The organism is Rahnella sp. P4_A8, assembly GCF_056402435.1.
This window is the reverse complement of the sequence record NZ_JBFUHK010000024.1, coordinates 1-20,574: the sequence shown is the minus strand read 5'-3', so window position 1 is coordinate 20,574 and position 20,574 is coordinate 1. Positions and strand designations below refer to the sequence as shown.

The window sequence follows — 20,574 nt, the reverse complement described above, 5'->3', positions numbered from 1 at the left end:
GGTTATGCACCGCAGCCTGAGAAGCAGAAAATCCCTACTCCTTTTGGCACGAGAAAGCGTATCCTTAGCCGGATTTTTCAAACAATAATTTCCCGAACTCCCGGAATCATCCTTCTATGCAAAAAATGTTAAGAGTGCCGTTGTTGCTGGCATTGTTGTCATGTCTGCTGATAACGCCGGTGCTGAGTCAGGCCGACGAAAGTACAGGCCAGCCTGCCACGGCGGAACAACCGGTTAAAGTGAACGTCACGACCGCGTTACCGGCATTACAAAAGCGTCTGGATCAGCTGAAACAGCAGGTCTCTTCGGCGAAAACCGACAAGAAATTTACCGGCCTGACTGATGCTGCGCAGAAACTGGCCGAAGATGCCGACAAGCTGACGGGTGCGCTGACGCCGGATCTGGCGCAGGTGCAGGCACAGCTCGACGTGTTGGGTCCGGCGCCTGCACCGGGCACGATCACGGAAACGCCGCAAGTGATCAGCCAGCGTAATAAGCTCAACAACAGCAAAACGCTGCTGACCACGCAAATCGAGCAGACCAAAGCCATCTCCCTTGGCGCGCAAAACCTGTCTTCGCAAATCGCCGGATTACGTCGTGATGCACTGAAAACCCAGATTGCGCTCAATACCGGCAGCATTCTCGGAGGGAATTTCTGGGCACCGCTTATTACGCCAAACGATGATGATGCGGCGCGTTTTGATGACTTCGGTTCGCAGGTTAAAGACGCGTGGATGCAGGCGTGGAGCGAGGAATGGCGCATCGGCACCGCAATTTATCTGTTACTGGCGCTGGTGATTGGCCTGGCCGGTCGCCGCGTGCTGGACAGACCGATGAACTGGATCCTGCCGCGCTGGTTGCCGCAGGGGCGTTTCCGTCGCAGTTTTCTGGCCTGTTTCACTACGCTGAGCACCACCCTGACGCTTGGCATCAGCGTTCAGTTGCTCGGGTATATTTTCACCCGTCTGCCGGATACCTCGCCGTGGGTGACGGAATTTGCCGGACAACTGGTTGAACTGACCTATTTCTCTGCCGTGATCGCCGGTCTGGGGATTGCATTACTTTCCAATAACCATCCGTCGTGGCGTCTGCCGGGCATTGCCGATCCGCTGGCAAAAACACTGGCATCATTCCCGGTTCTGCTGGCGGGCTTTATTTTCCTGTTCGGTATCATCGAACAGCTGAATAACCTGGTCGGTGCCAGCGTCTCAGCAACGTTATTTGGCAACGGACTGGCGGCGTTACTCGTGGCGCTCAACTGCCTGATCGCGCCAGTGCGTATCAACCGTATGCGTCGCAAGATGAAGGCCGAAGGGGAACAGACCGAAGCACGTTCCACGCTGGCCGGGCTTATCCATCTGGTGATAAGCCTGACGGCGTTTGTCATCCTGATGGCGCTGCTGATTGGTTATATTCCGCTGGCGCGTTTTGTGACCTTCGAACTGCTGTGGATCGGGCTGGTAGTCAGTTGCCTGTATCTGCTGATCCACTTTGTCGTGGACCTGTGTGAGAGTCTGTTTGCGCCGACCACGCACAGCGGCAAAATCCTCAAAAGTACGCTGAGCGTCAATGACCGTCACCTGTCACTGGCTGCCACGTTATTCTCGGCAATCGGTAAAACCGGACTGCTGCTGATGGCCGCTGTCGCGCTGCTTAACGGTACTTTCGGCACGACGACGCCGCTGGAGCTGCTGGCAAAAATCGTCGATATCTGGGGCGGTAAAGGTCTCGAAAGCATGAACATCATTCCGGCGCACGCGGTCAACGCGGTGCTGTGTCTGGTGGTCGGCTGGTATATTTTGCGTTCCGCACGCAGGTGGCTGGATAACGATTTCCTGCCAAAAACCATGATGGATCGCGGTATGCGTGCCTCGCTGGTGACGCTGTTCACCAACGTCGGCTACGTGCTGATCATCCTGCTGACGCTGTCTTCGCTGGGCATCGAATGGAACAAACTGGCGTGGATCGTCAGTGCCTTGTCGGTCGGTATCGGTTTTGGTTTGCAGGAGATTGTGAAGAACTTCATCTCCGGTCTGATCCTGCTGACCGAACGGCCGGTGAAAGTGGGGGATTTGATCAGTATCAGCGGTGTGGAAGGCGATATCCGCCGTATCAATGTCCGTGCAACTGAAATTCAGCTAAGCGATAAATCCACCGTGATTGTGCCGAACTCACAATTGATTTCACAGAACGTGCGTAACGCCACCATGGGTAACGCGCAGGGCGTGGCGACTATCACGTTGACCTTCCCGCTGGATATCGACCCGGAACAGGTTAAGACATTGCTGCTGGAAGCCTACAACTTGCACGAATCCATTCTGGAAAACCCACCGGCCTCGGTCAGCTTTAAAGAACTGGGACCGACCGGGATTGTGCTGAGTGTGACAGGTTTTGTGAACAGCCCGCGCATGGTCAGCGGTACGCGCAGTGATTTGCTTTACGAAATCCTGAAGATGCTGCGGGCCGCGGGGATCAGTCTGAGTCAGACGCAGACGATGATTCTGGAGAAACCGGCAGAGAGGATCGTTCCGGTTGAGGAGTAAAATCCAAAGCATGATCCGGTCGACTCCCTCCCCTGCGAAGGGGAGGGTTGGGGTGGGGTATTAAAGAAAAATCAATAAGTTGAAGTATACCTTGACAAGATGTTAGCCCTTAAAACCCCCTCCCGACCTCCCCCTTCGCAGGGGGAGGAGCCAGGACAAAACCCTAAGAATGATCCGTTCGGCTCCCCGCTGCGAAGAGGAGGGGCTTTCCCTTAAACTTTTTTATTCCTTCTCCGATGCATCAGCAAATACACCGCCGGGATCACCAGCATCGACAACAACGGGGCACTCACCATGCCGCCGATCATCGGCGCTGCAATACGCTGCATCACTTCTGAACCGGTTCCTCCGCCCCACATGATCGGCAGTAAACCCGCCATGATGGTGGCAACAGTCATGGCTTTTGGCCGGACGCGCAACACCGCACCGTGGTGAATGGCGTCGCACAGTTCTGCCTCACTCATATCCCCGCCGGCTTTTTGCTGTCGTTGCACTGCCTGATTCAGATACAGCACCATGATCACCCCGAACTCGGCGGCAACCCCGGCCAGGGCGATAAACCCGACGGCGGCGGCGACCGACAGATTGAAACTCAGCAGGTACAACAGCCAGACGCCACCGGTCAGGGCAAACGGCAGTGTCGCCATGATCAGCAGGGCGTCGCGCACGCTGCTGAACGTCACGTATAACAGGACGAAGATGATCAAAAGTGTCACCGGTAGCACGATTTTCAGTTTTGCCGTGGCGCGTTCAAGATACTCGAATTGCCCCGACCAACTGACCGTCACCCCTTCCGGCAATGTTACCTGCTGGCTGACCGCCTGTTGCATGTCTTCGACGGCAGATTTCAAATCTCGTCCGCGCAAATCCACATAGATCCAGTCTGAAAGACGGGCATTCTCACTTTTCAGCATCGGCGGGCCATCGGTGACGTTGACGGATGCCAGCGCCGACAGCGGCACCTGTGCGCCGGAGGCGGTCAGCACCGGTAAATCCCGCAGCGCCTGCACGTTGTCGCGCAGCTCACGCGGATAACGCAGGTTGATGGGATAACGCTCGCGGCCTTCCAGCGTTTCGCCGATATTTTCCCCGCCGACCAGCGTTGAGACCAGCGACTGTAATTCAGCCACCGTGACACCGTAACGCGCTGCTTCACGCCGGTTAATATCAATATCGACGTAACGACCACCTTCCAGCCTTTCGGCCAGTGCCGAGGTCACGCCCGGCACCTGTTTCACGATATGCTCGATCTGCTGGGCGATCTGCTCGATTTGTGCAACGTTATTGCCGTTCACCTTGATGCCCACCGGGCTTTTGATGCCGGTGGCCAGCATGTCGAGACGGTTGCGGATAGGCGGCACCCAGACGTTGGCGATGCCGGGCAATTTCACCGCGTTGTCGAGTTCTGTCACCAGTTTGTCCGGCGTCATGCCCGGTCGCCACTGGTCCCTCGGTTTAAAGCGGATGGTCGTTTCGATCATGGTCAGCGGCGCCGGGTCAGTGGCGCTGTCGGCGCGTCCGGCCTTGCCAAATACACTGGCGACTTCGGGCACAGTTTTGATTAACCGATCCGTCTGCTGCAACAACCGTGCGGCTTCGCGGGCTGAAATCCCCGGCAGCGTCGACGGCATATACAGCAGGTCGCCTTCATCGAGCGGCGGCATAAATTCACTGCCCAGTTTTGCCAGCGGATACAGAGATACCAGCAGGAACAGGCCGCTGAATAACAGCGTGGTTTTCGGACGTTTCAGCACGGCAGAAAGCACCGGCTGGTAGGCGGCAATCAACCAGCGGTTGATCGGGCTGGCGTTTTCATCAGGAATTTTGCCACGAATAAAATAGCCCATCAGCACCGGCACCAGGGTGATGCCCAGCCCGGCAGACACCGCCATCGCGTAGGTTTTGGTGAATGCCAGCGGGGAGAACATCCGGCCTTCCTGTGCTTCCAGCGAAAACACCGGAATAAACGACAGGGTGATGATCAGCAAACTGCAAAACAGCGCCGGACCCACTTCCGTGGCGGCACGCTCAGACACCTTCCAGTAATCCGCCGACGCAGGCTGCTGGCCGGGATGATCGTGCCGCCATTGCTCCAGCACCTTATGCATATTCTCGATCATCACAATCGCCGCATCGACCATGGCGCCGATGGCAATCGCAATACCGCCGAGCGACATAATATTGGCACTGACCCCCTGATAATGCATGACGATAAACGCGCCGAGAATGCCGAGCGGCAGGGTGATGATCGCCACCAGCGCCGAGCGGAAATGGAACAGAAACAGCGCGCAGACCACCGCGACTACCGCGAATTCCTCCAGCAGTTTATGCGACAGCGTTTCGACGGCGTTTTCAATCAGCGGCTGACGATCGTAGACCGGCACGATTTCAACCCCCGCAGGCAGCGTGCGGGCGAGGGCATGTAGCCGCTCTTTCACCGCCTTCAGGGTTTCCAGTGCATTTTTACCCGAGCGCATAACAATCACGCCGCCCGCCACTTCGCCTTCACCGTTAAGTTCCGCCACGCCGCGCCGCAGTTCAGGGCCGGTGCGGACGGTGGCGACATCCGCCAGCAGCACCGGAATACCGCTGTTGACTGTCACGACCACATTGTTGAAATCATCCATACTTTTCAGATAGCCGGAGGTGCGCACCATGTATTCGGCCTCGCCCATTTCCAGCAGCGAGCCACTGCTTTCCTGATTAGCGTTTTGCAGCGCGGTCACCAGTTGCTGATGTGTCACGCCCCGGGCGCGCATCCGTTGCGGATCGGCCACTACCTGATACTGACGCACCATGCCGCCGATGCTGGCGACCTCAGAGACATTCGGTACGGTTTTCAGGTCATAACGCAGCGTCCAGTCCTGCAGGGCGCGAAGTTGTTCGAGGCTGTGTTTGCCGGTTTTGTCGATCAGCGCGTATTCATAGATCCAGCCGACGCCGGTGGCATCCGGTCCCAGCGAGGCTTTGGCTCCGGCGGGCAGTGAGGATTGAACCTGACTCAGGTATTCCAGCACGCGGGAGCGCGCCCAGTAAGGATCGGTACCATCATCGAACAACACATAAACATAGGCATCACCGAACATCGAAAAGCCGCGCACGGTTTTCGCGCCGGGCACTGACAGCAGAGTGGTGGTCAGCGGATAGGTCACCTGATCTTCGATGATTTGCGGTGCCTTGCCCGGATAACTTACGCGCACGATCACCTGCACATCGGAGAGATCCGGCAGGGCGTCGAGCGGCGCTTTCTGCAATGACCAGATGCCCCAGCCCGCCATCATCAGCGCGGCGAGTAACACCAGCAGCCGGTTCTTCAGCGACCAGCGGATCACAGCGGCAATCATAAATCACCTCCGTGCTGGTGCGCGTCCGGCGCCGGGGCGTCGGTGGCAGGCAGTGCGCTGCGCAGGCTGGCTTCGGAGTCGATCAGGAACTGCCCGGAGGTGACAACAGACTGACCTTCTTCCAGGCCTGAAAGTACCTGCGTCCAGCCATCACGCGTCACGCCGATGGTGACCTTCTGCGGGGTGAAATGTCCGTTGCCGTCGTCGAGCAGCACGGTATTGCGGCTGCCGGTCTGGATCAGCGCTTCCTGCGCAATGGCCAGAACCGCCGTCTGCGCACTGACATCTGGCGATAAATTCAGGTACATGCCGGGACGCAGTTTTTCCTGCGGATTATCAATCACCACGCGGGCTTTCAGCGTACGGCTGACGGCATCCACATCCGGCAGCAATTCGCTGACCGTACCGTGAAATACCTCGCCCGGCTGACTGTCGGCACTGGCCGTAATTTTGCCGCCGATCTGGATCTGACTGGCGGCAGAAGGCGGATAATCCATCACAATCCAAACCTGTTTCAGACTGGTCAGTTCGAACAGCGGCTGTGTAGCGCTGACCTGCGCCCCTTCACGCACGGAAAGCAGGCTGATATAACCGTCTTCCGGCGCGACCACGTCGATGCGGGTTTGCGGCTGACCGGTTTTATCGACGCGGCGCAGAATGTCTTCCGGCATAAACTGCAAAGCCAGCCGCTGACGGGCGGCAGCGGTCAGGCTGCGGTCGCCAAGCTGACGCACGGCCAGATATTCCTGCTGCGCGGCGGTCCAGTCGGGGATCCACAGTGTGGCCAGTTTCTGACCTTTTTTCACAGGCTGCTGGCTGGCAGCGACGTAAAGTTTTTCGACTAAACCATTCGCACGCGCGGCGACCGTGCGCAGGCTGCGTTCATCGGCGCTGACCGTGCCATACACATTAAGCGGTGCGGAAATCATCCGTCGCTGTACCTTTTCACTGCGCATACCGAGATTTTGCTGCTGACGGGCGCTGACCGTCACACCGCCGTCATCCGTGGCTTCATCGGCGTAACGCGGCATCAGATCCATATCCATAAAGGGCGATTTGCCCGGTTTATCGAAACGCTGGCCGGGCGTCATCGGGTCATACCAGTACAGCACTTTGCGTTCGGCCGGAGCAGCAGAAGCCTGCGTTTGCGCCGCAGGGCTGTGACGGCCAGCCACGTAACCGGCGGCGAGTGCGGCCATGATGGCGACGGCCAGCAGGCTGTAAGTTTTAGCGGAAGTCATTAATGAATCTCCTGGGGGGCCAGATAACGCAGGGCGACCCAATAGCGGGCCACTTCCAGCCCGGCATTGCGTTCGGAAATCTGGCTGTCGATCAGGTTGCGGCGGGCGTCGAGAACGTCATTCAGGCTGCTTTTTCCGGCGCGATACTGTGCCTGAATCACGCTGATGCGTTGCTGTTGCAGGGGAATAACGTCGTTTTTTTGCCGCTGCCATAACGTGGCGGCGGCCTGATATTGCGCCAGCAAACTGGTCAGCTGCGCCTGATGGTCGCGCATCAGTTGCGCCAGCCGGTCATTGCTTTCCATTGCCATCGACTGATCGGCGGCGTGATCTTTATCCTGACGCGAAGCGGTAAACAGCGGCAGATCGACGGTAAACATCACCCCTGCCAGATCTTCATAACTGTCGGCACGATGGGCGTAATAGACTTCCACGCCGACATCCGGCAGCGCCGCAATGGCTGACTGCGAGGATTTCGCCTGCGCCACATCGGCTTCACGCCGAGCCTGAATAATTTCAGGATGTTGTTCGACGCTTGTCGCCTGTAACGCCTGTGGAGGAAGTTCGGTGAAAGGTGGAATGGCACCGTTAATTTCAGGCTGATCGATGCCGGTCAGCTGGCTTAAGCGGGTGCGCGCCAGTTGAACATCCCGTTCGGCTTCGGTCAGTTTGTCTTGCATGCTGATGAGCGTCAGGTGCGCGTCCAGCACCGAGGCGGGCAGCGAACTGCCGCTGCTGACACCGCCCCGCTGAACCCCAATCTGGCGCTGACTTTCGTCCACCAGTTTTTGTAATTGCGAGACGGTTTGCCCGCCGATGGCCAGTTCCATCCAGGCCAGCGCCGCATCGCGTTGCAAACGTGCCCGGATACTCTGGCGGGTAGCCGCCACTTCCCGGGATTCTGCACGCAGCGTGTCGGCTTTGCGCTGGCGCTTATCGCTGCTGATGTAATCCTGCATGATGCCGATACGTTCCATCGTCATCCCTTCACGGGTAAACCGGTCGGTGTTGCCGCCGCTGACCGGCAGGTTTTCGATACCGAATTTCAGCTTCGGATCCGGCAGTTGCATGGCCGAATCGGCACGGTTATCCAGCGCATTGATCTGGTGACGACTGGCAGAAAGCTCGGCGGAATAATCCTGCGCAGCGACCAGCGCCTGCGGCAGGGTAACGGGTGTGGCAAACGCGCTGACCGGCACAAAAGCCAGCAGCCATTGCCACGTCATCCGGTGATGGCGCGGTAAAGTCAACATGGTGAATCTCCCGGTCAGCGTTTCAGCGGTGTCAGTGTCTGTAACTGATAAGCGGACTCAGTTTTGACAAAGCTAAAGGTGACCGGCGTACCGGCGGGCAGGGAGTTGGCGGCGATCTCCGGCGGCAGACGGAAATTCATGGTCATGGCCGGCCATTTCAGCGCAGGAATGGCGTGATGGGAAATCCCCACGCGATCAGACTGCCACTGAGTGATCACGCCTTCGGATTCATAGGCCTGCATATTATGCTGCATCGCCATAGCATCGTGATTCATTGGCATAGCATCGGCAAAAGAATAAGCTGAAATAAAGAAAAGACTTGCGGTAAATACATTTAAAATTGCACGCATGGGAAATACTCCAATACTGTCATTAGATAAAAACTGGCCATTAATCTGGCAAAACAATTTCATTTAATATTGAGTGCGGAAAAACACTCAGGACAGCAGGGGCTATTCTCTGTATCGGCAGAACTGAACTTCAGCGGGAGGAGGAGTGACGGTTGGCGCAATCCAGTCCGCGGTGGTGACCGCTGTGCTGGCATCGACGGTGAGCATGGCTAATGCCGGAGCGACGGGCAATGCCACCAGTGGCACGGAACCACTGTCAGACTGGGTTCTTTCAGGGGCACAGTGCTTCTCACACAACAGCGACTGACTCTGCATGTGCTCTGGAGAATCAGGCATTTGCATGGTGATGTTATGTGCCATGGCGGTGTTTTCCACCGGCGGGCGCATATCGCACTGATGGCTGGCGAGCGCCAGTTGGGCATTCAGGACAAGCCAGCATAACGCGAACAGCAACACACTGACCCGCTTGCCGGGCAAGCGCAGCGAATGCATGAACTGTGAAATCGCGAAACGAACTGACATGATGAATATTATTTCCGTAAGGAAGATGCGACCGAGTATATAAGGAAATAAGGCGAAGAGGAAAGGACAAACAGAATAAGTCAGGATTAAAATTGTCAGGATAATTAAAGAACGCGAATAACAGCGGTTTCTGTTATTCGCATGTTAATTAACGTGTGTTTTCAGGTGATAATTAACTTACAGCCAGCCTGATTTTTTAAGCTTCCAGTATAACCACACACAACCGGCGACAGTGACGCCCAGCGTTACCGGATATCCCCACCAGTCATCCAGCTCCGGCATGTTTTTGAAGTTCATGCCGTACAGACTGAAAATCACTGTCGGGATCGCCAGAATCGCGCCCCAGCCCGCCAGTCGCTGTACCACTTCGTTCTGATGCACCGACACCAGCGCCAGATTCACATGCATGGCGTTCGACAGCATTTCGCGCACATCGTCCGTCGTGCGGATCACCTGATTAGCGTGGTCCTGCACATCACGCACATAAGCCCGCAGGCTCTTAGGCATCAGTTCTTCGTAGTGATGGCTGAGCTGATTACAGATATCTTCCATTGGTACCGCGGCGTTGCGCAGCGAGAGCAGATCCCGCCGCAGACTATAAACCTGCTGCACCGCCTGCTGATTAAAGGTGTTGCGGAACATCAGTTTTTCGATGGCATCAAACTGTTCGGTGTACTGATGCAGGATTTCCAGATAGTTATCCACGATGGAATCGAGTACGCAATACAGTGCATAAGCTGGCCCTTTACTCAACATTTCCGGGCGTTCTTCGGCGTGTTTACGGATTTCTTTATAGCTGGATGACGCACCGTGACGCACGGTGATCAGAAAGTTTTTGCCGAGAAACAGGTGTGTTTCGCCGTACTCGATGGTTTCATTCACTTTCTGCGCAGTGTGCGTAACGATAAACAGCGATTCGCCGTACTGCTCAATTTTCGGTCGCTGATGGGCGGTCAGTGCATCTTCAATCGCCAGGTCATGCAGACCGAATTCTTCCTGAATGCTGCGCATATAGGCATCTTCCGGCTGCCACAGTCCGAGCCAGACAAAGGTATCGGGCTCTTTCAGGACTTCGCTGATGTCTTCGACCGTCACATCCTGCAATCGTTTACCGTCGCGGTAAGCCACGCTGTTAATCACTGAATCACAGCTGGGTTTTTTATCTTCGTTGGAAATGGAATTCATTGTTTTACCCGATTGTTATTCAGACGAAAATCCTGCCCGCAGGCAGGATGATTTCAGTGTCTGAACAGAATAGCGCAGTCTCCGGGAAATGCGCTGACGGGATCTTTAAAAGAATGTTTCAGCCATCGGCAGACCGGCTGACCGTTTCCCAGATATCGATATCCTCACGCATTTGTTGCATCTTTTCCCTGACAAATTTAACGGCGTCACTGCCGAGTAACAGCGAGGCAGGCGGCTCAGGCGCATCGAGCAACTGCAACATCGCTTGTGCGGCTTTTAGCGGGTCGCCCGGCTGATGACCGCTGCGTTTTTCCCGCGTTTCCCGCACGGGGTCGAAACTGGCATCGTAATCACTGATGGCACGCGGTGAGCGCACCATCGAACGTCCCGCCCAGTCGGTACGAAAAGACCCAGGCTGAATGGCCGTGACGGCAATATTGAACGGTTTGAGTTCTTTGGTCAGTGTTTCAGAGATCCCCTGCAAGGCGAATTTACTGCCGCAGTAATAGCTGATGCCCGGCATTGTAATAAAGCCTCCCATCGACGTGATGTTAAGAATATGTCCACCGCGACGCTGACGAAAATACGGCAGGAAGGCTTTGATGACCGCAACCGCGCCAAAAACATTGACGTCAAACTGATGCAGCGCCTCGCTTAACGGCGACTCTTCCATAATACCTTCATGCCCGTAACCGGCATTGTTGACCAGCACGTCAACGGCGCCGATTTCCTGTTCCACGGCGGCCGCGAGCGGGGCGATGGCCTCGAAATCAGTGACATCCAGCATGCGACCAAAACTTCGGCCGGGGACCAGCGCGTCAAATTCTGCGCAGGCTTGTGCATTACGCAGCGTGCCGACCACGCGATGTCCTGCTTTCAGGGCTTCTTCTGCCAGCGCACGGCCAAATCCGCTGCTGACGCCGGTGATGAATAGTAATTTTGACTGACTCATACAAACTCCTCAGTAAAAAGCGGACTTGCAGAATAGGGGGGACAGCAGCAAATCCGTAGCCCCGATCCTCTCTGATGTTTGCCTGTTCCTCTGAGGCGTCTGGACGCGACTGATTCCCGGTGCGACACTTCATTCACTTTCCGCTGCATATTTTCAGGTTCATATGACGTTTCCATCTTTGACAGTGACTGAGCAAATGATCGCGCTTTTGGACCAGCTTACGCCCCATGAAGGCTACAACCTGACGACGCTGGCAGATGTGCGTTTTTTACGTTCAAACCGTCCGCTGCTGCGCACGCCGGTTTTGTATGAGCCGGGGATCGTGATTGTGGTGCAGGGGAGAAAACGCGGATTCTTAGGTAATGATGTCTATTTGTATGATGCACAGCATTATCTGACTGTATCGGTGCCGGTGCCTTTCACCATGGAAACTGACGCCACCGCCAGTGAACCGATGCTGGCAATTTACCTGCGACTCGATTTCAGCCTGGTGGCTGAACTGATGTTGCAGCTCGATGCTTATGACGCCCCGCAGCCGGAATCGCCGAAAAGTATGGTGTCGAGCCTGATGGATGACACGATGCGGGCTTGCGTATTACGTTTTTTGCAGGTGATGGCATCTCCGCTGGATGCAAAAATTCTGGGCAGGGCGATGATGCGTGAGTTGTATTACCGCGTGCTGACCGGTGCTCAGGGCGGCACGCTGCGCAGCGCACTGACCCTGCAAGGGCAATTTGGCAAAGTGGTAAAAGCCCTGCGAAAACTGCACGCAGAATACAACTCGCATCTGGATGTGAATGCGCTGGCAAAAGAAGCGGGAATGAGCCTGCCGACGTTTCACAGTCACTTTAAAACCGTCACTGATACGTCGCCGATGCAGTATCTCAAGTCCACCCGTTTGCATCAGGCCAGATTACTGATGTTGCGCAATAACCTGACCGCCTCGGCGGCCAGCGCACAGGTAGGCTATGAAAGTGTGTCGCAGTTCAGCCGCGAATTTAAACGCTTATTCGGGCTGACGCCGGTGAGAGAAGTGGCACGGATGAGGCAGAATTTTTCATTGCCTGCCCCGTCCACGCCGTCGGATTTTATCTCTTCACATTAATAAGGCGTTACGGTGTCACGCCAGACGTGGTTTGTACCTTCACATCCGGCGTGGCTGCCGGACCAAAGACGGTGTAGGTCGGCAAATCGACGTTCTGATACGGCTCCCAGCCGCCGCCTAACGCTTTATACAGCGAGACCAGATCGGTGCTGGTTTTCACTTTCGCTTCAGCGGATTGCTGATGCGCCTGTGCCAGTTGGCGCTGGGCATCAAGCACGTTGATAAAGGTAGAAAGCCCCTGACGGTAGCTGTCGCTCGCCAGATCAAAGGCGGTCTGTAGCGCTTCGGTAGTCTGGTCTAAACCGCTGACCTGATCCTGATCGGTGCGGTAATTCACCAGCGCATTATCGACATCCTGCAACGCAGTCAGCACGGTCTGGCGATAATTCAGCGCCGCATTCGCCTGTTGCGCACGGGAAAGAAGCACGCTGGAGACCAGACGTCCGCCCTGAAAAATCGGCAGGGAAATCTGCGGGCCAAAGGAGTAGAAATGGCTGCTCCAGTTGTCGAGATAACTGACGTCTGTGTTACGCATGCCGAACTGGCCGGTGAGCGAAATACTCGGGAACATCTGCGCGACGGATACACCAATATTGGCGGTTGCCGCGTGGAGATCAGCCTCGGCTTTGCGTACGTCCGGACGACGGCGCGCCAGCTGTGAAGGCACACCGACCGGCACGGCAGCGGGCAGGGCAGGCATCGGTTTAGGGGCAGAAAGTTCAGCATCCAGCGAGCCAGGCGTCTGACCGAGCAACACGGCCAGTCCGTTCATTGCCTGACGTTCCTGCGCCTGATATTGCGGCAACTGGGCGCGCAGGGAACCCAACTGTGCGCGGGCATTTTCGACATCAAGCTGCGGTGACAGTCCGTTTTGCTGACGGTTTTGTGTCAGATCTAAGGTTTGCTGCGCGACATCGATTTGCGTCTGTATCGCTGCCGTCACGCTTTGCGCGCCACGCAGTTGCAGATAGGCACGGGCGACCTCAGCTTCCAGCGAAACTAATGCATCGTTGCGTTGTTCTATGGACGATTGCGTCTGGGCATTGGCGGCTTCGACCTGACGTCGTGTGCCGCCGAACAAATCCAGCTCCCAGCTGGCATCGAAATTGCCCTGATACAAATTCACCGGCCGCGTAGCCGTGCTGATCGCGCCGGAGGCTTCCGGTCCGAGATCGTCAAGCTGTTGCGAGGCGCCGCTGGAATCGAGAATACCTTTCAGACCGAGCTGCTGACGGGTCATTTTCGCGCTGCCCTGCACCGATGGCAGCCAGGCGCCTTCGGCCTGTTTCACCTGCTCGCGGGCACCGGCGATACGCAGTACTGCCTGTTGCAGGGAAATATTCCCGGCAATCGCACGGGTGATCAGGCTGTCGAGTTGCGGGTCATTAAAGGCTTTCCACCACAGCGGATTTGGCTCCGAGGGCAGGGCAATCGATGCGCCGTCTTTGTCTTTCGGCTGGGTCATATCGTTATAGGCCGAGGGTGTCACCGGATTCGGCTTCTGATAATCCGGGCCAACGGAGCACGCTGCTAATACCAGCGTTAATGTCGAGAGAGTCAGAAAACGGGTGCCTGAATGTAAAACCCCCTTCCGGCCCCGGCCTTCGCAGAGGGTGGAGCAGGACGGCATCACGGATGGCTGATTTCTCAGAGTAGAGCTTTTCTTGTTCAACTTAATGTGCTCCGGCATTACCTTCGCTCTTAACTGGCGAAAGCAGGAAACAAAACGGGATCAAAATAACGGCGACGATGGCGCAATAACCGAATACGTCGATGTAGGCCAGAATGCGCGATTGCGAAATCATCTCCTGATACATGCGCACGGTCGCCAGTTGCATCGGGTCGCCGACCACGTGGGCAAAATCACGGATCGCCTCAGCGCTTTTGCTCACCGCCTGATTAAACTGTTCATTGAGCGGCGACATGTTGTGCGCCATATGCGCACTGTGTGCCTGCGTTCGCTCGGTGACACCGGCTGTCGCCAGCGAAATACCAATCGACCCCGCGACGTTACGGAACATGGTAAACAGCGCGGCAGCGTCGGCGTTCATTTTTTGCGGGATGGTAATAAATGCGATAGTGGTCAGCGGCACAAACAGGAAACCGAGCCCTATCGACTGCGCGCTGCGGTACAGCACCAGCGTTTCAAAATCGACATCAGGTGTCAGCGTTGCCGAATAGATAAACGAGGCCGCCAGCAGGAAGAAACCGAAGGCAATGATGTAACGCGTTTGTACAACGGGCATCAGCTTCAGCACCAGCGGGATCGACAGCACGATCAGCACCGCGCCCGGCGACATCACCAGCCCCGAGAGTGTGGCGGTGTAACCCAGTTGCTGCTGCGCCAGTTGCGGAATGACCACCGAACTGCCATACAGAATCATCGCCATACCGGCCATCAGTAAACCGGCGACAGCAAAGTTTTTATCCTTCAGACAGCGCAGATCGACCACCGGTTTTTTGGCGTACAGCAACCAGTAAACCGCGCCGACAATCCCGGTGGCCGCCAGCACAGCAAAGGTGACAATAAAGCCGGACTGGAACCAGTCATCGTCTTCGCCGCGGTCCATCATCACCTGTAAGCAGCCCAGACCCAGCGCAATCAGCCCGATACCGATGTAATCAATACTGAGTTTGCCTTTGGCCTTGCGCTCCCACGGCGGATCTTCCAGCAGCTGATAAATCGCCAGCAGGGCAATAATCCCGACCGGAATATTGATCAGGAATACCCAGCGCCAGCTGAAGTTATCCGTGATGTAACCGCCAAGTGTCGGGCCGACGACCGGCGCGACAATAATGGCAATCGATGAAAGGCCAAACGCTTTGCCGCGATCTTCCGGTTTAAAGTAATCCAGCAATACCGATTGCTGGATCGGCTGCAAACCGCCGCCGAAAAAGCCCTGCAGGATGCGGAATAAGATCATCTGCCACAGTTCGGTGGCGATGCCGCACAGGAAGGAGCAAACGGTGAACATGCCGATACAGATCAGGAAGTAAGTTTTGCGGCCCATCACGCGGCTGAGAAACGCCGAAATCGGCAGCACGATACCGTTCGCCACCAGATAGGACGTCAGCACCCAGGTCGATTCGTCATAACTGGAAGATAATGAACCGGCGACGTGCGGCAGCGCCACGTTAACGATAGTGGTGTCCAGGATTTCCATGAACACCGCAATGGTCACGACGGCGGCAACTGCCCACGGATTGGCCTTGGGTTTCCAGTAGCTGCGATCTTCATTCATTCGACGGTCACCGTCGGTTCGACAGACAGGCCAAGTGGCAGAGGGTGATTCTCATCAAGACCGCTGTCGATGACGATTTTCACCGGCACGCGCTGAACGATTTTCACGTAGTTGCCGGTGGCGTTTTCAGCCGGGAAGGCCGAGAAGCGCGAACCGGTGCCTTGTTGAATACTGTCAACGTGGCCGTGAAGTTTGATGTCCGGGAAGGCATCGACGGTAATTTCTACCTTGTTGCCGGGGCGCATGCGTTCGAGCTGCGATTCTTTGTAGTTTGCGGCGATCCAGATATCTTTTGAAACCACTGAGAACAGCGAGGTTCCGGCCTGAACCAGCGTACCGAGCTGCACATTACGCTTGGTGACGTAGCCGTCGAACGGTGCGCGCACCTGCGCATAGGAGAGGTTGAGCGTCGCCGTTTCCAACTGAGCTTTCGCCTGTTCAACCTGTTGCTGACGAGCTTCGACGTTGGTTTCAGCCTGACGGATATTCAGCTGTACCTGCGCGGCAACCTGCACCTGCGCTTTGGCATTTTCCAGATCAGCGGCTGCAGAACGTACCTGCGCGTTGGACGTATCAATATTTTGTTGCGTGGTGGCACGCGGGTCTACGCCGCGCTGACGACGGAAATCGGCAGTGGCATTCAGCAAATTGGCTTCCGCCCGCGTCTGCTGGGCTTTCGCCTGAGCAAGCTGCGCCGGATATTGTACTTTCGCCAGATCGTATTGCGCCTGCGCCTGATGCAACTGCGCGACCGCCAGACCGAGCTGAGCCTGTGCCTGATCGCGCTGCGCGGCCGCGTCACGCGGATCGATTTCCACCAGTAAGTCGCCTTTCTTCACGAACTGGTTATCTTTCACCGCAAGATGAGTGACATAACCGGCAATTTTCGGCGCGATGGTGACGGCATCACCTTCGGTAAAGGCGTCATCGGTGCTGACCTGATCTTTGGTCATCAGCCACCAGACCAGTGCCACGACCACCATCACCACTACCACAATCCCGAGGATGATCAGGGGTTTCTTGCCGGGGCCTTTACGCTTTTCATCGTTATCCTGTTTACTGTCGTCGGGATTTTTCTGGTCTTTGGGATCCTGAGTGTGACCTCCTCCTGATTTTACCTGGCTGGAATCGAGTTCAGTATTTGCGTCGCCGGACGCGGAGGGCTGTGTCTTGTTATCGTTTGTCATAATGCTCTTCTGAATAGTGCTCTTCTGATTATCGGCCGCCACGCGCCGGAACAAAGAAATCTTGTTTTAAGCTAGAACGTATTGATGTAAATGCAAGTAAATCCATGTCAATTAACCTTAGGGAAAGCACAAAGATCCAAACCATAGGGAACGTCTTAAAAGTTGGAAATGGGTTATAATGCCGGGCTGGTATTTGTATTTTTCAAATAAAGTTGATTCTCTGCTTCAGGACATTTTTGTGAAACATTCCCAACAACAATCATTCTTGTGGGTCAACCCATGACCCGTCCCGCGCCTTCCTATAAAGGCCTGACACGTATTGCCTCGCTGGTGTCGCTGTGCGTCGCGCTGATCCTGGTTTGCGTCAAAGTCTGGGCATGGACCGCCACCGGTTCGATTGCGCTGCTGACCTCTGCCGCCGACGGTCTGGTCGATGTACTGGCCTCGATGGTGACGCTGATCGGCGTGCGTTATGCCGGACGGCCGGCAGACAAAGGCCATCGTTACGGCCACGGCAAAGCCGAAGCTGTGGCCGCGTTTGTACAGGCGCTGTTACTGGGCGGCGCGGGGCTGGTGCTCGGCGGTGAATCCATCGGGCGCATCATTAATCCGGAACCCCTGGCGCAGCTCGGTCTTGGTATCTGGGTGATCATCGGCAGTTCGCTGGCCGCCACCGGGCTGGTGCTGATGCAAACCTATGTGGTGAAACGTACCGGATCAACGGCCATCGCGGCTGACCGCGCGCACTACATTACGGACGTCGCGGTGAATATTGCCGTACTGCTGGCGCTGATTTTCGAGCGTTACTTCGGCTGGACGCGTTCCGACTCCATCGGCGCGCTGTTGATTTCCTTCTATATGATCTGGAATGCGCGCGGTATGGCGGCAGATGCACTGACCCAGTTGCTTGATCGCGAACTGAGTGCAGATGACCGCAAGCGCGTGAAAGCGGCAGTATTAAGTGTTGAAGGCGTGCGCGGTGTACATGACATTCGCACCCGCAACGGCGGCGACCGCGTATTTGTCGAGTTTCACGTCGAGGTTGATGGCAATCTGACGGTGGATGTCGGGCACGATATCGGTGATGCGGCTGAAATGGCGGTGAGCAAGTTGTTTAAGTCTGCGGATGTGACGGCTCATCTGGAGCCGGACGGGATTGATGACGACAGACTGGATAATTTATTGCACTAAGGTCAAGGTTGTGGGTTTGCTCCCTCCTCTGCGAAGGGGAGGGTTGGGGTGGGGTATTAAATAAAAATCAAAGAGTTAAATTTTTTTAGTGTCAGTATTTACCCTTAAAACTCCCTCCCGTCCTCCCCCTTCGCCGGGGGAGGAGCAAAGCGAAACCCTCATTTTCAAAACTATTGCGCTTTAATCGCCATGGCATCCCGCATGGTATAGAACAAATCCGTCTGATCCGTCAGACCCACCACATTCGCCGCATGCGGGCCAAACGCGGCAATACGCAGTTGCGTCCCGGTGTGTCCCTGTGAATCATCTTCTGAGTTGCCGTAGCTGATGGTCATCGGTGCACCGTCCCTGGTGGTCAGCGTCTGGGTCAGACCGGGGGCTTTGGCATCGGATTCGATAATCTGGCTGGAATGGGCGTGGTCGGCGGTGACGATAACCAGCGTGTTGCCGTCCTGACGGGCGAACTCCAGCGCTTTTTGCACGGCCTCATCCAGATCCACCGTTTCACCGAATTGTCCGCACGGATTAGCGGCGTGATCCTGTTTATCAATCGATGCGCCTTCAACCTGCAGGAAGAAACCGTTCTGATTATCTTTCAGCAAGTCGATGGCTTTTTCAGTCATGGCGGCAAGCGTCGGGATGTCAGCGGTGCGCTGCGGATTGGCTTCACAGGTGACAGCCGGTTTATCAATGTTGCCGTGATAAGTGGCTTTCGGACCCTGCCAGCGCACCGGCATGTTGCCTTCGGAGAACAGGCCAAGAACCGGTTTCTTCTGGTCTGCCTGCGTGATGGCACTGAGCTGTTCTGCGTTTTCCACCCAAACATAACCTTGTGTCAGCGCCTGTTCTTTGAGGGATTTATCCTTAAATTCACCGGCTTTCGCCAGCTGGCTGAACGATTTTCTGCCGCCGCCCAGCGTGACATCAGCGCGAGCCTGCAACAACTGTTCTGTGATCGAACCGCGTCCGCCGTTTTCCAGCGCGTTGCTGGCGCATTTCTCTGCGGTTTCTTGCGGGCCGTAGCACTTGCGTGAGGTCACATGCGCAATCTGTGCGGCCGGCGTTGCATCCTGCAATTCTGCGGTGGAGACGTTGCCGGTGGCCTTGCCTGCGGCTTTGGCGATCTCAAGAATGGTCTGGTGATCTTTGCCGTTTACATCCACACCAATCGCGCCGTTATAGCTTTTAACACCGGTCGCCCAGGCGGTGGCTGATGCGGCGGAATCGGTCACGTAACTTGGTTTTTGCGTTTTCTTATCCAGAGAATAATGCGTGTACTGGCCGGTCAGCGGCAGGGCATCAATGCCTTTGAAATAGCCGCCTGCGCCTTCTGCATAGTTACGTGCAGACGTGATTTCAGAATCACCCATGCCGTCGCCAATCAGCAAAATCACGTTTTTCACCGTTTTGTCTGACAACGAGGCTTTCAGCGCTGCAGTCTGATCACCGCTCAGACGGCGGGCACCGCCCGGTTCCGTCAGCACGCCTTTTGCCGCCCGGTCGGTCAGCGTGTCGGTGTCAGCGGCGAGGGTGGAGGCAGAAGCGGAAAGCAGCAGGGCGGCAGTGACTGCGCGGGCGACCAGAGATACGGATTGTTGCATTATCAAAACTCCTTTTTATAAACCATCGGAAATAAAAATATACATATCGATATTTTTTGTTACCGGAAGGTTAAGGGAGAGTTGTGACATTTTAATGACAGGCGCCGGACTGGCCGTGAGGCAGGGGTTTAACTTCAAATTCAAGATCAAGACCTTGGGTTGCCACCCAAACTGGCCTTAAGAGGCGCCTATCGCCGCGCCTCTTAAGAATCTCCGGCTCTTTTACTGCGCGCTCCGCTCGCTGGCTATGTTTCAGGTAGCACGGCGACAGGCTGGAAATCTTGCCGCTTTGCGGTTCCTTCACTCGGTCCTGGAGCCTTTGGTCTCCAGGCCGCTCCGTTCAGCAAGCTTTCTGAATCGCCCGCGACTTTTTAAAGAATGAAGTAAGTGAGGTTGTGAAGTAAAAGCCTGAGGCCGGTTCCAAAATATCGCCTGAGGAGAGGTGGAAAACCGCGCGTCTTTTTGCGCGGGTTGTAACCCGAACGAAGGGAACCGTGCAGCGGCGGGATTTTGCGGCTATCACTGCGGCTGATGAAACATAGCCAGCGAGCGGAAGCGCTTGTTGAAAAAGCGAAGGGAGATCCAAGAGGGAAAAAGCACGTTTCCCTCTTGGGCGGTTTCGGCGCTGCCCGATAAGTGATCACCACAATTGAGAAACCGAAACTTTCTCGGTCAGCTTTTCAGTGCAACTGAGAAGCCGCCTTTGCATCGGCACTATGCAAAAAAAAGCCCCGATGAACGGGGCTTTTTCACAACAACGTCAAAGACGTAATTAGTTGATCTGTACCGGCATACCGGAACGCATCTCGATAGCGCGCTGAACAACAGTCTGGTTGACCGCCGGATCCATCGATACAC

14 protein-coding genes are annotated in these 20,574 nt (G+C 55.9%); 3 read left to right on the top strand and 11 right to left on the bottom strand.

From position 1 onward, the window contains the following. The first annotated feature begins 116 nt into the window (after positions 1–116). Positions 117–2,543, top strand: a complete 2,427-nt coding sequence (locus tag AC1DUO_RS13770; protein WP_013575264.1) for a DUF3772 domain-containing protein — start codon at positions 117–119, stop codon at positions 2,541–2,543. Between the two features lie 212 nt (positions 2,544–2,755). Here the strand turns inward: AC1DUO_RS13770 and AC1DUO_RS13765 are convergent, their stop codons facing one another. The 7 genes from AC1DUO_RS13765 to AC1DUO_RS13735 form a co-directional block, all read right to left on the bottom strand. Then, complete coding sequence (locus AC1DUO_RS13765; RefSeq protein WP_112151880.1) at positions 2,756–5,887, bottom strand: efflux RND transporter permease subunit; 3,132 nt, start codon at positions 5,885–5,887, stop codon at positions 2,756–2,758. Further along, positions 5,884–7,128, bottom strand: a complete 1,245-nt coding sequence (locus AC1DUO_RS13760) for an efflux RND transporter periplasmic adaptor subunit (protein WP_013575266.1) — start codon at positions 7,126–7,128, stop codon at positions 5,884–5,886. Before AC1DUO_RS13760 ends, AC1DUO_RS13765 begins: the two co-directional genes overlap by 4 nt. Beyond that, positions 7,128–8,381: a TolC family protein gene (locus AC1DUO_RS13755; RefSeq protein WP_200226070.1), complete on the bottom strand. Its 1,254-nt coding sequence runs from the start codon at positions 8,379–8,381 to the stop codon at positions 7,128–7,130. The genes AC1DUO_RS13760 and AC1DUO_RS13755 overlap by 1 nt, the downstream gene beginning before the upstream one ends. Before the next feature lie 14 nt (positions 8,382–8,395). Beyond that, positions 8,396–8,731 (bottom strand): copper-binding protein, encoded by a 336-nt coding sequence (locus tag AC1DUO_RS13750; RefSeq protein WP_112151882.1) that lies wholly within the window; start codon positions 8,729–8,731, stop codon positions 8,396–8,398. A 102-nt stretch (positions 8,732–8,833) separates the two neighbouring features. Continuing rightward, a complete protein-coding gene (locus AC1DUO_RS13745) occupies positions 8,834–9,253 on the bottom strand; it encodes a hypothetical protein (protein WP_015689866.1) in 420 nt (139 codons plus the stop codon). A 177-nt stretch (positions 9,254–9,430) separates the two neighbouring features. Then, positions 9,431–10,438, bottom strand: coding sequence for a magnesium/cobalt transporter CorA (gene corA / locus AC1DUO_RS13740; RefSeq protein WP_013575270.1), 1,008 nt, complete (start codon positions 10,436–10,438; stop codon positions 9,431–9,433). A 118-nt stretch (positions 10,439–10,556) separates the two neighbouring features. Further along, positions 10,557–11,390, bottom strand: a complete 834-nt coding sequence (locus AC1DUO_RS13735) for an oxidoreductase (protein WP_013575271.1) — start codon at positions 11,388–11,390, stop codon at positions 10,557–10,559. Positions 11,391–11,553: 163 nt separating this feature from the next. Between AC1DUO_RS13735 and AC1DUO_RS13730 the strand changes: the two genes are divergently transcribed. Then, positions 11,554–12,495: an AraC family transcriptional regulator gene (locus AC1DUO_RS13730; protein ID WP_477987640.1), complete on the top strand. Its 942-nt coding sequence runs from the start codon at positions 11,554–11,556 to the stop codon at positions 12,493–12,495. A gap of 7 nt (positions 12,496–12,502) precedes the next feature. Here AC1DUO_RS13730 and AC1DUO_RS13725 read toward each other — a convergent pair whose 3' ends face one another. The 3 genes from AC1DUO_RS13725 to AC1DUO_RS13715 are packed head-to-tail and all read right to left on the bottom strand — an operon-like array spanning position 12,503 to position 16,924. Beyond that, a complete protein-coding gene (locus AC1DUO_RS13725) occupies positions 12,503–14,185 on the bottom strand; it encodes an efflux transporter outer membrane subunit (RefSeq protein ID WP_477987637.1) in 1,683 nt (560 codons plus the stop codon). Then, positions 14,169–15,737, bottom strand: a complete 1,569-nt coding sequence (locus tag AC1DUO_RS13720; RefSeq protein WP_013575274.1) for a DHA2 family efflux MFS transporter permease subunit — start codon at positions 15,735–15,737, stop codon at positions 14,169–14,171. The genes AC1DUO_RS13725 and AC1DUO_RS13720 overlap by 17 nt, the downstream gene beginning before the upstream one ends. Continuing rightward, on the bottom strand, positions 15,734–16,924 hold the full coding sequence (locus tag AC1DUO_RS13715) for an HlyD family secretion protein (RefSeq protein WP_015689869.1): 1,191 nt from the start codon (positions 16,922–16,924) through the stop codon (positions 15,734–15,736). The genes AC1DUO_RS13720 and AC1DUO_RS13715 overlap by 4 nt, the downstream gene beginning before the upstream one ends. A gap of 279 nt (positions 16,925–17,203) precedes the next feature. On the opposite strand from AC1DUO_RS13715, the gene AC1DUO_RS13710 reads away from it, so the two are divergent. Beyond that, complete coding sequence (locus AC1DUO_RS13710) at positions 17,204–18,115, top strand: cation diffusion facilitator family transporter (RefSeq protein ID WP_015689870.1); 912 nt, start codon at positions 17,204–17,206, stop codon at positions 18,113–18,115. Between the two features lie 170 nt (positions 18,116–18,285). Here the strand turns inward: AC1DUO_RS13710 and phoA are convergent, their stop codons facing one another. Then, positions 18,286–19,716 (bottom strand): alkaline phosphatase, encoded by a 1,431-nt coding sequence (gene phoA / locus AC1DUO_RS13705; RefSeq protein ID WP_449632695.1) that lies wholly within the window; start codon positions 19,714–19,716, stop codon positions 18,286–18,288. Positions 19,717–20,574: the final 858 nt, after the last annotated feature.

What these genes read in the sequence shown, in the direction of transcription:
- AC1DUO_RS13735 (WP_013575271.1), bottom strand. Translation starts at nt 11,390, where the DNA reads ATGAGTCAGTCAAAATTACTATTCATCACCGGCGTCAGCAGCGGATTT.
- corA (WP_013575270.1), bottom strand. Translation starts at nt 10,438, where the DNA reads ATGAATTCCATTTCCAACGAAGATAAAAAACCCAGCTGTGATTCAGTG.
- AC1DUO_RS13715 (WP_015689869.1), bottom strand. Translation starts at nt 16,924, where the DNA reads ATGACAAACGATAACAAGACACAGCCCTCCGCGTCCGGCGACGCAAAT.
- AC1DUO_RS13720 (WP_013575274.1), bottom strand. Translation starts at nt 15,737, where the DNA reads ATGAATGAAGATCGCAGCTACTGGAAACCCAAGGCCAATCCGTGGGCA.
- phoA (WP_449632695.1), bottom strand. Translation starts at nt 19,716, where the DNA reads ATGCAACAATCCGTATCTCTGGTCGCCCGCGCAGTCACTGCCGCCCTG.
- AC1DUO_RS13760 (WP_013575266.1), bottom strand. Translation starts at nt 7,128, where the DNA reads ATGACTTCCGCTAAAACTTACAGCCTGCTGGCCGTCGCCATCATGGCC.
- AC1DUO_RS13750 (WP_112151882.1), bottom strand. Translation starts at nt 8,731, where the DNA reads ATGCGTGCAATTTTAAATGTATTTACCGCAAGTCTTTTCTTTATTTCA.
- AC1DUO_RS13725 (WP_477987637.1), bottom strand. Translation starts at nt 14,185, where the DNA reads ATGCCGGAGCACATTAAGTTGAACAAGAAAAGCTCTACTCTGAGAAAT.
- AC1DUO_RS13755 (WP_200226070.1), bottom strand. Translation starts at nt 8,381, where the DNA reads ATGTTGACTTTACCGCGCCATCACCGGATGACGTGGCAATGGCTGCTG.
- AC1DUO_RS13730 (WP_477987640.1), top strand. Translation starts at nt 11,554, where the DNA reads ATGACGTTTCCATCTTTGACAGTGACTGAGCAAATGATCGCGCTTTTG.
- AC1DUO_RS13765 (WP_112151880.1), bottom strand. Translation starts at nt 5,887, where the DNA reads ATGATTGCCGCTGTGATCCGCTGGTCGCTGAAGAACCGGCTGCTGGTG.
- AC1DUO_RS13745 (WP_015689866.1), bottom strand. Translation starts at nt 9,253, where the DNA reads ATGTCAGTTCGTTTCGCGATTTCACAGTTCATGCATTCGCTGCGCTTG.
- AC1DUO_RS13710 (WP_015689870.1), top strand. Translation starts at nt 17,204, where the DNA reads ATGACCCGTCCCGCGCCTTCCTATAAAGGCCTGACACGTATTGCCTCG.
- AC1DUO_RS13770 (WP_013575264.1), top strand. Translation starts at nt 117, where the DNA reads ATGCAAAAAATGTTAAGAGTGCCGTTGTTGCTGGCATTGTTGTCATGT.